The sequence below is a fragment of the Nocardioides lijunqiniae genome (assembly GCF_015024225.1).
GTDB classification, from domain to species: domain Bacteria; phylum Actinomycetota; class Actinomycetes; order Propionibacteriales; family Nocardioidaceae; genus Nocardioides; species Nocardioides lijunqiniae.
Genome location: NZ_JACJGM010000009.1, coordinates 137473 through 151700 on the forward strand (window position 1 = coordinate 137473; position 14228 = coordinate 151700).

The 14228-nt window shown below is 68.4% G+C and carries 11 protein-coding genes and 1 pseudogene; 9 read left to right on the top strand and 3 right to left on the bottom strand.

The window, feature by feature from the left end; all coding sequences use genetic code 11:
• Positions 1 to 344 precede the first annotated feature (344 nt).
• Complete coding sequence (locus IRQ30_RS08275; RefSeq protein ID WP_193612451.1) at positions 345 to 2165, top strand: AAA family ATPase; 1821 nt, start codon at positions 345 to 347, stop codon at positions 2163 to 2165.
• Positions 2166 to 2375: 210 nt separating this feature from the next.
• Here IRQ30_RS08275 and IRQ30_RS08280 read toward each other — a convergent pair whose 3' ends face one another.
• Entirely contained in the window at positions 2376 to 3257 is an 882-nt protein-coding gene (locus tag IRQ30_RS08280; protein WP_193612452.1) for a hypothetical protein, read from the bottom strand.
• A gap of 343 nt (positions 3258 to 3600) precedes the next feature.
• Between IRQ30_RS08280 and IRQ30_RS23305 the strand changes: the two are divergent.
• Positions 3601 to 3940, top strand: a pseudogene (locus IRQ30_RS23305) (integrase core domain-containing protein); the annotation flags it as partial.
• A 145-nt stretch (positions 3941 to 4085) separates the two neighbouring features.
• On the opposite strand, the gene IRQ30_RS08290 reads toward IRQ30_RS23305, so the two are convergent.
• On the bottom strand, positions 4086 to 4364 hold the full coding sequence (locus IRQ30_RS08290) for a hypothetical protein (protein ID WP_193612495.1): 279 nt from the start codon (positions 4362 to 4364) through the stop codon (positions 4086 to 4088).
• Positions 4365 to 4545: 181 nt separating this feature from the next.
• On the opposite strand from IRQ30_RS08290, the gene IRQ30_RS08295 reads away from it, so the two are divergent.
• From IRQ30_RS08295 to IRQ30_RS08325, 7 genes are all read left to right on the top strand, one after another.
• On the top strand, positions 4546 to 5103 hold the full coding sequence (locus tag IRQ30_RS08295; protein ID WP_193612454.1) for a GIY-YIG nuclease family protein: 558 nt from the start codon (positions 4546 to 4548) through the stop codon (positions 5101 to 5103).
• Between the two features lie 164 nt (positions 5104 to 5267).
• Complete coding sequence (locus IRQ30_RS08300; RefSeq protein WP_193612455.1) at positions 5268 to 6560, top strand: SpoIIE family protein phosphatase; 1293 nt, start codon at positions 5268 to 5270, stop codon at positions 6558 to 6560.
• A gap of 97 nt (positions 6561 to 6657) precedes the next feature.
• Positions 6658 to 7638 (top strand): SDR family oxidoreductase, encoded by a 981-nt coding sequence (locus IRQ30_RS08305; RefSeq protein WP_193612456.1) that lies wholly within the window; start codon positions 6658 to 6660, stop codon positions 7636 to 7638.
• Positions 7639 to 7640: 2 nt separating this feature from the next.
• Positions 7641 to 8480, top strand: a complete 840-nt coding sequence (locus tag IRQ30_RS08310; protein WP_193612457.1) for a helix-turn-helix transcriptional regulator — start codon at positions 7641 to 7643, stop codon at positions 8478 to 8480.
• A gap of 106 nt (positions 8481 to 8586) precedes the next feature.
• Positions 8587 to 10770: an MMPL family transporter gene (locus IRQ30_RS08315; protein ID WP_193612458.1), complete on the top strand. Its 2184-nt coding sequence runs from the start codon at positions 8587 to 8589 to the stop codon at positions 10768 to 10770.
• A gap of 143 nt (positions 10771 to 10913) precedes the next feature.
• Positions 10914 to 12395 carry an ATP-binding protein gene (locus tag IRQ30_RS08320; RefSeq protein ID WP_193612459.1) on the top strand — a complete coding sequence of 494 codons (1482 nt, stop codon included), beginning with the start codon at positions 10914 to 10916 and terminating at the stop codon, positions 12393 to 12395.
• 34 nt (positions 12396 to 12429) lie between these two features.
• Positions 12430 to 13347: a TIGR01777 family oxidoreductase gene (locus tag IRQ30_RS08325; protein WP_193612460.1), complete on the top strand. Its 918-nt coding sequence runs from the start codon at positions 12430 to 12432 to the stop codon at positions 13345 to 13347.
• Here IRQ30_RS08325 and IRQ30_RS08330 read toward each other — a convergent pair.
• A complete protein-coding gene (locus IRQ30_RS08330) occupies positions 13329 to 14147 on the bottom strand; it encodes an endonuclease/exonuclease/phosphatase family protein (protein WP_193612461.1) in 819 nt (272 codons plus the stop codon). The two genes, IRQ30_RS08325 and IRQ30_RS08330, sit on opposite strands and share 19 nt — an antisense overlap.
• Positions 14148 to 14228: the final 81 nt, after the last annotated feature.

Sequence of the window (14228 nt, forward strand, 5' to 3'; positions counted from 1 at the left end):
GCCCCCGAATCTTTGGGCGTGGGGCCGTCCAGTGAAGGCGGGCTTACGTTTGCCTCAACTGGGCGCCCGTACCGCCCAGAATAGGCCACAGCTTGACCTGTAGTGACCAGTCCTCATCTCGGGCGTCCCGGCATGCCCGTTCTGGCGGCGGATCGGCTGAGACGCGGCGTCGTGCGCGTACTCACAACGCGCAACTGCCGACATCAGTAAGTTCCATCAGGCAGTATCAGTCCCGAAGGTCGGGCCGCAGCACGCGTGGGGAGTTGGAAAGAGTGCGGGTAGTTAGAGTTGCTTTTCAGGGATACAAGCGATTAGTTGACACCTCGTGCAGTACCGCAGGAAAGATGATCGCGTTCCTCGGGCCCAATGAGGCTGGCAAGACCACAGTGCTGAAGGCTCTTGACTGGTACTCGCACGGCGGAGCTCTACCCGCTACTAGCGTCAACAAGTCGAATCCACCTTCCGACGGGACGGCCGTAGTCTCTGTGGATTACTGGCTAGAGGCTGAAGACCTTAAAGCTCTGGACGGGCTAGAACTCGCCCAAAAACCGGAGTTCTATCTCCGGTCGCGAACAGCTTCTGGCGGTCAGACAGGACGCTTGAAGCCTATGGTCCATCGAAAGGCCACCGCCTTTGACAAGATGAAGGGACGCTTCGTAGAAGCAGTGTCGCAGGAGGGGGACCCGCCAGACGAGGACGAATCCGAGCCACATCTCGCCAACTGGTCCGCCACCGTGTTGGAGGCGCTCGCCGATCCCAACGCCGGTTGGTCACAGGATTGGGATACTGACTTTGAGGCCGCGCTTTCAAGACTTGATGGCACCGGCCAAGAGGAGTTGGGTGATGACCTGCGGCGGACCCGAGTTCTGCTTCAGAGCGGCACGCCGGACGTAGCCGCACGCGCCGTCCTTCGAGAGCGGCTGCCTGAGTTTGCGATGTTCACTGAGAGCGACCGCGACCTGCAGTCTTCCTATGAACTGTCGGACGACGCGGTGCGCGCGAACCCGCCCAAGGCTCTGGCCAACCTAGCGTGGGTCGCCGAGCTTGATTTGGAAGACCTTTGGCGGGCAATCCAGTCGGACGATGCACGCGACGCGCGAACGAAGGAACGTCGAGCAAACGAACGGCTAAGCGCGCGGCTGAGCTCCCGCTGGAGCCAACGAGAACTAGATGTCGAGTTCAACGTTGACGGCACGCGACTCGAGATTCAAGTTTTCGAGAAGTCCGACGATGGTGCAGTGTCGCCCATCAGCGAGAGAAGTGACGGGCTGCAGACGTTTGTCGCCTTGGTTGCGTTCCTGGCCCGACATGACTTCACTGTGCCGCCCGTTCTCCTCGTGGACGAAGCGGAGACACACCTCCACTACGACGCGCAAGCTGATCTTGTCGAGGTGCTCACGCGGGACATAAGCGCGACGCAGGTTTTCTACACGACGCACTCGCCAGGATGTCTACCCCGTGACCTTGGTACGGGAATAAGGCTCGTGCGACCTTCCGTCAGTCGATCCGACGAGAGCAAACTCCGGAACGACTTCTGGACGAGTGATAGCCCCGGCTTCTCGCCCCTGCTCTTTGCCATGGGGGCCGGCGCGGCTGCGTTCTCCGCGTTTCGCAAGGCGGTGCTAACTGAAGGTGCTTCGGACATGATCTTGCTGCCCAGCCTCCTCAGGCTCGCAACGGGCGAATCAGACTTGGAATTTCAGGTGGCACCCGGGATTGCGAACTATCACGGGACGGGCCTCGAGCTCGAAGAGATTGCGGCCCGTGTCGTCTACCTTGTCGACGGCGACAAGGGCGGCGACGATCACCGAGCGCGACTAGTGGGCATGGGAATCCCGGACGAGCGCATCAAGCAGTTCCCGCAACCGACTGCGGTTGAAGATTACGTGCATCCGGATCGATACCTTGGGCTTGTGAACGATCTCCTCGCCGTGGCAGGCAACGAAGAGCCGATCCGCTTGGAGGAGTTGGATCGCAGCGTGTCAATCGGCAAGGCTGTTGAGACATGGTGCGAGGGCCGCGGGATCCGTTCCCCGGGAAAGACCGTCATAGCCGCACAACTGGTAGACGACCCTTCCACCTTGGTCCTCGCAGACGGAGCCAAGCCCAAGTTGGCATCGCTCCACGGCGAGTTGATGAAGGCTCTCAATCGCAAGTCAACGTAGGACGAAAACGGTCTCGCGAAGACCTCGCCGGGCGCCGATAGCCAAGGTCAAGGGACGCGAGCCGGCGGAACGTCGCCGCCAAGTCACAGTCACTCCGCCGCGTAGCGGGCAGCGCGATCACCCATTGACGTTCGACGAATCGCGTTCTGCGCAACCTACGGTCCGCTGCCGCTAGTGTTCGCGCGCCCGGGCCCGAAAAGGACGAGCGGCCTATGCCCTTTGCGAGCTCCTTGGAGTCGAACGTCGCAGAAGGGCGGGCAACAGACCGAGCACCACTCCAGCAAGGAGCAGGGACAAGTCAAGGACTGGCTGAATCCAGATCCGCTTCTGCGGATCGTCCAGTCGGTAGGTGATGTCTTCGCCGTCTAGGTCGTTCCCCGCTGCGCTCCCAAGACCGGTTCCGAGGCGCCAGGAACGGACGCCGGCGCTGCCGCCAGTTGGTTCGGGGAACGACTCGGAGAGTTCGACGGCGGCTGGAAGCTGCAGCTTGACCTCGACCGGGTGCCTCAGCATGTAGGTCAGTCCCTGCTCAGCCATGTCAGCGTCCGGCATCCACGAAGAGTCGAAGCGTAGGCCACCCTGCGCCCGTCCAAAACCAAACCTTTCCCAAACCGTGTCGTGGAATCGAACTCGTAGGTCGAAGGTGAGCTGCTGCATCTTCCCGACTGCCGGGACCTTGCAAATGAGCGCAACGGTTCCGTCATGCACCCTGTGAAAAACTGGATGCGCAACCTTTACATCCTTACCGTCGTACCAGGACGCACAGTTCAGTCCATTCGGCATGACGTCGCTACTCTTCGTGCCCCATTGAGCACCTTTCGGAAGGATTGCGACAATCGTCAAGGGCTTATCGATATTGATCTCATACAGAGGCCCGCCGCTCATCAATAGCAACGTAGCACGCATGTCCACCTCCGCCTCGGGGGCAAAGTCAATCGCCCAACGGATCTCAGGCGCAGTCGTATACGGACTCAGCATTCGATATTGCATTGCGACCGTCGTATTGATGTCGGCGTAGATCCCCAACTTCATCCGGTTGAGCGATTGGTCGTCAATCCTAGGATCGGACGCCTCAACGGTACGAACGGCCATCGTGATGCATACGAAGCACAGGGCGAGGACACAACCCGCCGCGAGCGGCCCCTGCCGCAAAAACCAGCGCAAGACTCTGCTCGAGCGAACCTTGGCCATTAGGCCGCGTCCGCCGGCACCTAGCTCCGATCTCGTCCACCGCCCGAGGCGCAGGGTAGCTGTCGAACAGCGACGAAGCGCTTTCAGGACGGAGGTGAAAGGCACCCGCGGGATACTACCGGCGTCTCACACCCTTCATGCTCGGATTCGAAGTGTTGGGTAAGTAATCCAAAACCGAACGTGTCGCCTAGGGCGCATGGATCCGTTCGTGTCGACATGGAGAGCCGTTTGCGCACATCGATTGGACGAGCAAGGCGCCAGCTGCGCCGCGTTCCTCTACCGCGCCATTGCCTACTCGCTGGGCACGGCATCAACCGCATTGAGCGGTGATCACCTACAACGCCTACAAACGATCCCTGCGCCATGTCCGGGCCGAGCACGGCATGAGACCGAAGTTCATCGAGCCTTGCTGCCCCGGACAGGACGGCAAGGTGGAGAGGCGCGACCGGACCGTCGCGACCGAGTGGGCTTACCGCCAAGTCTTCACCAGGCGACAAACGCAAGGCGCCCTTCCTCTCTGGATCGAGCACTCCAACACTCGACGCCACGGCGCACTCGAAGGACACGCACCGATCAGCCGCGTGTCCCAAGTGTCGGCCCGTTACAGCCAACGATGTTGCGAGCCTCCGAACCCCAAGTGTCCGCTCGAGCCTCGATCCGAGCGCAGGCGGCCGCGTCATTCCGCCGCAAGACGGGCTTATCCGCCGGTTCATCGGCGGGATCGCACTGCTACCAGTCGCCTCGACGAATGCGCTGATCCATCAGGATCGCCCACGTGTAAGCCGAACCCTGGCTCCTTTTGAGTTCGCTTGGTTTCGCGGCAGGCATCGATCGCGTCGCGTTTTCAAAGTTGGTTCGCGAGAGCGACCTATTGATCTCCCGTCCGTCCCTCTCGACCCGAAGGTAGTTCCCAGGCACGCGATAGGTGAACGGCAGGCCGGTGGACGTCGAGAAGGGCTCTCCTGCGCTTCGTCGAATGCGGTCCCAGATGTCGTCGAGCTCAGCCATCAAGCCAGTGTGGTGGGCCAGCCCCGACTTCGCCAGGGTGTCATGTCAGCGCGGCTGCGCCACTTTGCCGCAGGTGCCTCGCGCGCCTGCTGATTGCTTGCTGTACCGGCAGAGCGGGTCAGTCTAGCGTCGACCACGCGATCTGAAGACGCCCGAGGGTCTGGTGCGATAGACACACCTTGTGGTCGACGAAGATCAACTTTCAAAGCAGCAGCGAGCCAAGTCGGGATTCATTCGTGCTTACGGCATGTTCTGGTCACGCGACGAAGTTGACTGGTGGGGTGAACACGGCTCGCTAGAACTGCTCGGCCGAGTCAACAAGAACCGCGGCGCCCTACAGGTCGCAAACTTTTGGGACCAACGTGGCATCTATGTGCTCTACAACGACCATGGGCCGTACTACGTGGGCAAGACCTTCGAGCAAGCACTTGGCGTGAGGCTACGGCAGCATCAAAAGGACACCAGTCCGCACCGCGAACGTTGGAACCGGTTCTCGTGGTTCGGCTGGCGTCGAGTATTGAAGGGCACCGATGCCACCGGTTTTCAGCGTCTTGGTCAAGTGCCCGCCGGCGTACTCACCGACTCACGCAGTTCAGTAGCGGATATAGAAGCCCTCCTCATCGAGGCGCTGGGCACACGTTGGGTTGGGAATGCTCGCAGCGAGTCCTTCGCCGCAGCTGTTAGGTGGGAACAGGTGTTCTGGGGCGAGCACGCCGAGTATCTAGCGAAGATTCGCTAACAGCCACGCCCTCTCGCCGCCCATAGGCGTGCCACTGCGCAAAGCTCGGCCAAGGGGACGGCCCGCAGGCCGGGACTTCGTGGCAAGGATCGCGTGGCAAGACGTCGAATAGAGGGCGTTCGCGCCACACCCTGGCGCGACGGGACCTGCCCTATGCTTCGGAGGTGGCGCAGGGGGAGCTGAACGTCGGCCGACTCTTGCAGGCGGCTGAGGTCGCCTCGCCCGTGCGGGCTGCCGAGGAGGTGGCCCACGAGCTGGCGCTCGCCTTCGGGGCGACCGAGGTGTCGTTCCTAATCACCGACGCGTCCGGCAGGGCACTCGTCCGCCTGGCTCACATTCCCTCGGTCGGGGCGCGCTTCGGGGGCAGCCCGGACGACGACGAACGTCGGCATGACGAGGACTCAGCGACCCTGGTGGCCCTCGACGGCGGACCGGATGAGCAGGCGCTGCGGACGCAGACGGTGCAGGTGATTGGGCCCGAGGTCGCCACGACGCCGCCCGGCCGTCACCGGCTCCTCGCGCCGGTGACCGAGCGAGGCGAGTCCATCGGGCTGCTGGAGCTGTTCCTGCCGGAGAAGCCGGCCGACGAGACCGTGGCCGAGATCGCGCGGGTGGCTCACCTGCTGGCGTTCGTGGTGATCGCCAACCGGCGGCACACGGACCTGTACGAGTGGGGCCAGCGCACGGAGAACTACAGCCTGTCCGCGGAGATCCAGCAGCGTCTGCTGCCGGCCGCACGCACCTGCGAGGCGGCAGCCTTCACGCTCGCCGGGTGGCTCGAGCCGGCAGCGACGATCGGCGGCGACACGTTCGACTACAGCCTGGCGCGCGACTTCCTGCACCTGTCGCTCACGGACGCCATGGGGCACGGGGTCGAGGCCGCCCTGACCGCGAGCATGTGCCTGGCGGGTCTGCGTGGTGGCCGCCGAAGCGGGATGTCGCTCGTGGAGCAGGCCGAGTCGACCAACGCGGCGCTGTGCGATTACCCGCGGGGCACCGGCGAGGACTTCGTGACCGGGATCGTCGGACGACTCGCGCTGAAGAGCGGGGCGCTGGATCTGCTCAACGCCGGACACGTCGCGCCTTATCTCCTGCGCGACGGCGCGCTGACCTCTCTCGAGCTGCGCGTGGACCTGGCGCTCGGGATGTTCGAGGACACGACGTACGGCAGCACGCGCGTGCAGCTGCGACCCGGGGACCGGCTCGTCCTGCTCACCGACGGGATGCTCGACCGCAACGACATGGACGTCGCCGTCCATCGCGCGATCCTCGAGAGCCACGAGCTTCATCCGCGCGAGGTCGTGCGCGCGCTCGCCGACAGCGCCCTGGAGGCCACGGGCGGCACGCTGCGAGACGACGCGACCGTGCTCTGCCTGGACTGGCACGGGGAGCACCAGGGGTCGCGCGAGGTCGAGTTCGGCGCTGAGCCGGGTCGCGCCAGCGACCGGCTCGTCTGAGCCAGCACGAAGGGGGGATCGGCAGACCCTGAATAGCGCGGTGGATCTGCGCGACTGTGGAGGCACCAGTCCACCGTGGACCACTAGGAGTGACAACATGCCTCGCACCCAAATCGACCTCACCGTCCCGAGCCTGGCCGGCAAGCGCGCGGTCCTGTCCGGGGGCAGCGACGGCATCGGCCTCGAGATAGCCAAGCGCCTCGCCGCCGCCGGCGCGGAGCTCCTCCTGCCGGTGCGCAACCAGGGCAAGGGACAGGCGGCCGCCGCCGAGATCCGCGCCGCCGCACCCGGCGCGACCGTGCTCCTGCACGCGCTCGACCTGTCCTCGCTTGACTCCGTCGCCGCCCTCGGCGCGACGCTGCGCGCCGAGGGGGCGCCGATCCACCTCCTCATTAACAACGCCGGGGTGATGACGCCTCCGGAGCGACAGACGACCGCCGACGGCTACGAGCTGCAGATGGGCACCAACCACCTCGGCCACGTCGCGCTGGTCGCTCACCTGATGCCGCTGCTGCGGGCCGGGCGGGCCCGCATCACCTCCCAGATCAGCATCGCCGCCGCCAGTGGGAGCATCAACTGGGACGACCTGAACTGGGAACGCTCCTACCACGGCGGGAACGCCTACCGGCAGTCGAAGATCGCGTTCGGGCTCTTCGGCCTCGAGCTCGATCGCCGGAGCAAGGCATTGGGCTGGGGCATCACCAGCAACCTCTCCCACCCCGGCGTCGCCCCGACCAGCCTGCTCGCCGCCCGGGCCGAGCTCGGCCGCGACCGGGACACCGTCGGCGTACGCGTGATCCGCGCCCTCTCCAAGCGGGGTCTCCTCGCCGGCACCGTCCAGAGCGCCGCCCTTCCCGCGCTTCTCGCCGCCACCTCGCCTGACGCTGAGGGCGGTCTCCTCTACGGCCCACGAGGGTTCCAGCACCTGGGCGGAGCGCCCGCGGAGCAGCCGCTGTACAAGCCTCTGCGCGACGAGGAGGAGGCCAAGCGCATCTGGCTGGCCTCCGAGAAGCTCGCCGGAGTCAGCTTCGCGGACGCCGCGGGCGACCTTCCGTCGGTCGCCGGAGCAGGAGACTGATCATGATCGACCGGACGCAGCTGGCGGAGTTCCTGCGTCGTCGCCGTGAGGCACTGCAGCCCGAGGACGTCGGGATGCCGCGGGGACAGCGACGTCGAACCAGCGGCCTGCGGCGCGAGGAGGTCGCCGTGCTGTGCCACATGTCGACCGACTACTACTCACGCCTCGAGCAGGAGCGCGGCCCTCAGCCCTCCGAGCAGATGATCGCCTCGATCGCCCAAGGGCTTCACCTGACCGTCCCCGAGCGCGACCACCTCTTCCGCCTCGCCGGGCACCAGCCACCTGCCCGCGGACCCAGCAGCGAGCACGTCAGCCCGGGACTGCTGCGGATCCTCGACCGCCTCACGGACACCCCGGCCGAGATCGTGACCGAGCTGGGCGAGACGCTGCGCCAGACCCCGCCCCGGGTCGCCCTGGTCGGTGACTGGACCCGCTTCACCGGTCCCGCCCGGAGCAACGGCTTCCGGTGGTTCGCCGACCCGAGCACCCGCGACATCTACGTCGCCGAGGACCACGAGTTCCTCTCCCGTATGTACGCCGCCGGGCTGCGCGGGATCGCCGCCGTGCGCGGCCCGGGGTCGCGCGCAGTCGAGCTGGCCTACCTCCTGCTCGAGCAGAGCGAGGAGTTCCGCGCCCTGTGGGCCGACCACGAGATCGGGCTCGAGCCCGACGAGGTCAAGCGCTTCCAGCACCCCGAGGTCGGCCGGCTCGACCTCAACTGCCAGGTCCTGCTCGACCCCCACCAGTCGCACCGGCTCCTGGTCTACACCGCCGATCCCGGCACCCCGAGCTACGACAAGCTCCAGATGCTCACCGTCATCGGCGCCCAGGTCATGTCCTGACCGTGCCCCGCTCCTGACCCTGCCTCACTCCTGACCCGCCCTCCGGCGCGGCACGGCCTTGCCGTGCCGCGCCCTCCCCTGCCCTGACCAGCCCTGAGGACCGACCATGACCCGCTTGCTCTATCGACTCGGCCTGCGCACCGCGGGCCACCCGTGGCGCACCATCGCCGTCTGGCTGGGTGTCGCCGTCGTGGCGTTCCTGGCCGCCGGTGCCGTCGGCGGTACGCCGCAGGACGACTTCAACATCGACCGGGCCGCGGCCCAGACCGGTGTGGAGCAGCTGCGCGAGCACTTCCCCGAGTCCGCGGTGGCGGGCAGCTCGGCGCTGGTCGTGGTCCACGACCGAGCCGGCGACGCCGTGGACGACACGGCCGTCGCCGACCTCACGTCCCGTCTGTCCGAGCTCGACCACGCCACCTCGGTCAGCGCACCTCGCTGGTCGGCGGACCGGGACACCGCCGTGCTGACGGTGGTGTTCGACGTCCCCGTCACCCATCCCGACCTGACCGGCGGCGCCGGTGTCGAGGCGATGGAGGAGGCGGCAGCAGAGGTCGTCGGCGACGAGCTGCAGGTCGAGCTCGGTGGTGAGCTGCCGAACGCCGGCCCGGGCGAGGTGGAGGGCACCGGCGAGATCGCCGGGGTGGTGGTCGCGCTCATCCTGATGACCCTCGTGCTCGGCACCGTCGTGACTGCCGGTCTGCCGCTCCTCGTCGCCCTGGTCGGGCTCGCCGTCTCGGTGGCGGGGGTGACGCTGCTCGCCGGCGTGATGAGCGTGAGCACGTCCGCGCCCACCGTGGCGCTCATGGTGGGCCTCGGTGTGGGCATCGACTACGCCCTGCTGCTGATCACGCGCTTCCTGGAGCACCTGCGCAACGACGGCGTGACGGTCCCCGAGGCCGCCGGACGGGCCACTGCGACGGCGGGCCGCTCGGTCGTGTTCGCCTCGGCGATCGTGCTCGTCTCGCTCATGGGGCTGCCGCTGGCCGGGCTGCCGATCTACTCCTCGCTCGGACTCGCGACCGGCATCGCCGTGGTCGCCGTGGCTGCGACCGCGCTGACCCTCGTGCCGGCGCTGTGCGGCCTCTTCGGTCGGCGTCTCCTCCCGAAGCGGGAGCGCAGGGGGCTGCCGCCGCGCCGGACGCGACCGCGGCGCGAGCCTCTCGCAGCCCGTTGGGCGATGGGCGTCGGACGCCGACCGATGGTGTGGACCCTCGCCGCGACGCTGTTCCTGATCACCCTGGCCGCACCCACCCTCGCGATGCGGACCTGGCCCCGCGACGTCTCCGACAGTCCCGCCGAGTCCACGACCCGCCAGGCCTACGACATCATCGCCGCCGAGCTCGGCCCGGGCGCGAACGGGCCGTTGACGGTCGTGGTGGACCGGGCGGCGATCGGCGACGCCGGCGTCGCAGCCGCGACAGCGCAGCTGGCCGAGACCGACGGCATCGCCGCGGTGGGCGAGCCGTTGGTGTCGCCCGACGGCGAGGTGGCCGTCATCCAGGCAGAGCCCGCCTTCGGCCCCTCCGACGCCCGCACCCCTGACCTGGTCGAGCAGCTGCGAGACGACCTGGACGCCGCCGAGGTGACCGGCAGCACCGCCTTGTTCTCCGACATCTCGGGGCTGATGGCCGAGCGGATCTGGCTCGTGGTGGGCTTCGTCATCCTGCTGTCAGTCCTCCTCCTCGCCGCCATGTTCCGCTCGGTGGTCGTCCCGGTGAAGGCGGCGGTCCTCAACCTGTTGTCGATCGGGGCCGCCTACGGCGTCGTGACCGCGGTCTTCCAGTGGGGCTGGGGTGCGGGGCTGCTCGGGTTCGAGGAGACCGTGCCCGTGTCCAGCTTCCTCCCGATCCTGATGTTCGCGGTCCTCTTCGGGCTGTCCATGGACTACGAGGTCTTCCTGCTCTCCCGGATCCGTGAGGACTGGCTGCAGACCGGCGACGCGCGGGGCAGCGTCGTACGCGGCCTCGCCGCCACCGGGCGCGTCATCTCGACCGCCGCCGCCGTCATGGTCGCCGTCTTCCTGGGCTTCGCCACCGAGTCCGACCTCGTCGTCCAGCAGCTCGGTGTGGGGATGGCGGTGGCCATCCTGCTCGACGCCACCGTCGTCCGGATGGTGCTCGTGCCGGCCACCATGACCATGCTCGGTCACCGCAGCTGGTGGCTCCCGCGCTGGCTCGATCGGCTGCTGCCGGCTATCGAGGCGGAGAGCGGCGAGCGGCCCTGGGAGCGCGTCGTGGGCCGTGGGGCGGACGCGGCGCGGGACGAGACAGGCGTCTCTGTCCGGGGCTGACCCGGCCTGGCTCTGCCCCACGGGGCGTCAGAGGGCCGGGCTGACCTGCACGTTTGCGGTGAAGCGCGACGCGCGGCGCCCCGTTTCCCCTACGCTGTGCCTCGACCATCTGTGGGCGCATTTCTGAGGCGTGAGGGGTTCCGGTGCAGGGCTCCTCCGACGGCTCGGACCTGTGGAACCTCACCCTCCAGCACTCCCCCATCGGGATGGCGCTGGTCGCGCCCGACGGGCGCCTGCTGCGCGTGAACCCGGCGATGGGCGACATGCTCGGCTACGACGCCGAGCAGCTGGCCCAGGGCGGCTTCCAGGAGATCACCCACCCCAACGACCTCGCCGGCGACCTGGCGATGGTGCAGCGCTGCCTGGACGGCGACATCGACTCCTTCCGCCTGCGCAAGCGCTACCTGCACCGCGACGGCCACGTCGTGTGGGGCGACCTGTCGGCGGCGCTGGTGCGCGGGACGGACGGGCGCCCGCTGCACTTCATCTCCCAGATCCTCGACGTCACCGAGGCGGAGGAGCAGCGGGCGCGGCTCACGAGCACCAACGCCGAGCTCGAGCGGGAGCGCCAGGCCCTCGAGGCGATCTTCGAGACGGTGGGCGTGGGGCTGCTGCTGATCGGCCGCGACGGTCGCTACGAGCGGATGAACCGCCGCCACCACGAGACGATGCGGCAGCCCTTCCCCGACGGCCACGACGGCGTCGCGGGCCAGCTCGGGCACGTCTACCGACTCGACGGCCAGACGTTGATGACCCGCGATGAGATGCCGTCGTACCGGGCCGCCCAGGGCGAGGAGTTCGACGACTACGCCTACTGGGTCGGCGACGACCCGCTCACCCGGTCGGCGTACTCGACGTCGGCGCGGCAGGTGCGCAGCGCGTCGGGCGAGAAGCTGGGCGCCGCGCTGGCCTACCAGGACATCACCGACCTGATGCGGGCGATGCAGGTGAAGGACGAGTTCGTGTCGTCGGTGTCCCACGAGCTGCGGACGCCGCTCACCTCGGTGCTCGGCTACCTCGAGATCATCGGCGGCCGCGAGGACCTGCCGGCCGACGTCGCCGCCCAGCTGCGCGTCGTACGGCGCAACGCCTCGCGCCTCGAGACGCTGGTCTCCGACCTGCTGCACGTCGGCGAGCTCGGCGAGGGCCAGCTGCCGCTGCACCGCGACGCGGTGGACCTGGCGGCGCTGGTACGGCACGCGGTCGAGGCGGCGCGGGCGCTGGCCGCCAACGCCGACGTGACGCTCGAGCTCGACGCCCCCGAGCACCTCGGCGCCCTGCTCGACGAGCAGCGCGTGCGCCAGGTCGTGGACAACCTGCTGTCGAACGCCGTGAAGTACAGCCGGCCCGGCGGATCGGTCCACGTCACGCTGCGCCGGGTCGAGGAGACCGTGGAGCTCGAGGTGCGCGACACCGGCATCGGCATCGCGCCGGCGGAGGCCGCGCAGGTCTTCGAGCGGTTCTTCCGCGGCGGCGAGGCTCTCCAGAACCAGATCCCCGGCACCGGCCTGGGGCTCAACATCGTCAGCTCGATCGTCGCCGCCCACGGCGGTGAGGTGACGCTGGACAGCGAGGTCGGCCGGGGCAGCACGTTCCGGGTGACCCTGCCGCACCGGGACGGCTGACCCTCCACCGCGGCGATGGCCTACCTTCGCCACCATGAAGGTCGTCATCGCCGGAGGCTCCGGCGCGCTGGGACGGCGGCTCTGCGCCCACCTCGGGGCCGCCGGCCACGAGGTCGTGGTCCTGACCCGACGCGTGCGGCCGGGCCCCTTCCGCCAGGTCGAGTGGGACGGACGCAGGGTCGGCGCCTGGTCCGCCGAGCTCGCGGGCAGCGCGGTGATCAACCTCGCCGGCGAGCTGGTCGACCGCCGGCCCACCCCTGCGAACGTCGACCTGCTGACCCGGTCGCGGGTGGAGCCCACGCGCGCGCTGGTGGAGGCAAGTGCGTCCCTCGCCGATCCGGTGCCGGTGTGGGTGCAGGCGAGCACGCTGGCGATCTACGGCGACGCCGGCGACCGGGTCCTGGACGAGTCCGCCCCGCCGGCGAGCGAGCCACCGCAGATGACGAGCGTCGCGACGGCGTGGGAGGCAGCCGCGGTTGGAGCGAACGCCCGGCGGATGACCGTGCTGCGCACGGGCATCGTCCTGGACAACGACACCCCGGCCCTCGACCGGCTGCTGTCGCTCGCTCGTTGGGGCCTCGGCGGTCGCGTGGGGACGGGCGACCAGTGGGTGAGCTGGATCCACGTGGAGGACTGGCTCGCCGTCGTACGGCGCCTCCTCGACCCCGACGGCGAGCTGTCCGGGGTCGTCCACGCGACCGGGCCGCGCCCGGTGCGCAATACGGACCTGATGGCAGCCCTGCGGCACAGCCTCCACCGGCCCGCGGCGCCCCCGACACCGGCCGCGTTGGTCCGTCTCGGCGCCGTGCTGCTGCGGACCGATCCGGCGCTCGCGCTCACCGGTCGGCGTGCGGTGCCGTCCCGGCTGCTCGATGCGGGCTTCGACTTCCGCTTCCCCGACCTCGACGAGGCGCTCGCCGATCTGCTGGACCGTCAGCGCCGCGGCGTCTGAAGGACGCTCAGGTCGGCGACCACGCCGGCGTGGTCGCTGGCCCACACGTCGTCCTGGGGCGTGTCGAGGAGCAGCTCGCAGGAGTCGACCCGCAGGGTCGGGCCGTGCGGTCCGCAGCGCACCCAGACGTAGTCGATGCGCCGCCCCGTCTCCAACGGCCAGGTGCCGCTCGTGACGAGGGGGTTGGCGGGGCAGAAGGTGTGACCCGGCTCGCCGGGGTGGGCGGTCGCCCAGACGTCGCGGTAGGCGACGCTGGTGCCGCCCAGGGACTGAAGACCCGCCCAGAACCTCATGCTGGCTGACTCGGGCGTCGCGTCGAAGTCGCTGGCGAGCACGACGTGGCCGCCACGTTGGCGCACCAGCTCCTCGAGCCGGGTCGCCATCCCCACCGCCTGGAGCTCGCGCTCGCGCTCGTGGCCCAACCGGAACGACGGCTTCGGACTGGCGAACCACAGGGCGCCGTACGGCGACGGCGCCTCGACCCTCGCGGCCAGCAGCGAGCCGGGGAACTCCCGCGAGTCGACGCGTTCGGTGACCAGGAAGTCCTGCTCGACCACCTCGACGAGCGGCCACCGGCTGGCCAGGGACATGCCGGTCCCGTCGCTCTCGCGGCGCCACTGGTGGGCGACGTGCAGGTCATGGCCGAGCAGGTCGACGACCTGGTCGTAGTGGTCGGTGACCACGGTCTCCTGGAGCGCGACCAGGTCAGGTCGGAGCCCGGTCAACGTCTCGCGCAGGACCTCCCGGCGGGCGTCCCAGTCGCCGTGGCGCGCCCAGACGTTCATGGTCACGACTCGCATGCGGTCACCGTCTCCGTGGCTGTGCGCTCGACGACTCCTGCGGTCGCCTGCACCGTTCGGTACCCCTCCACGAGGCCCCGA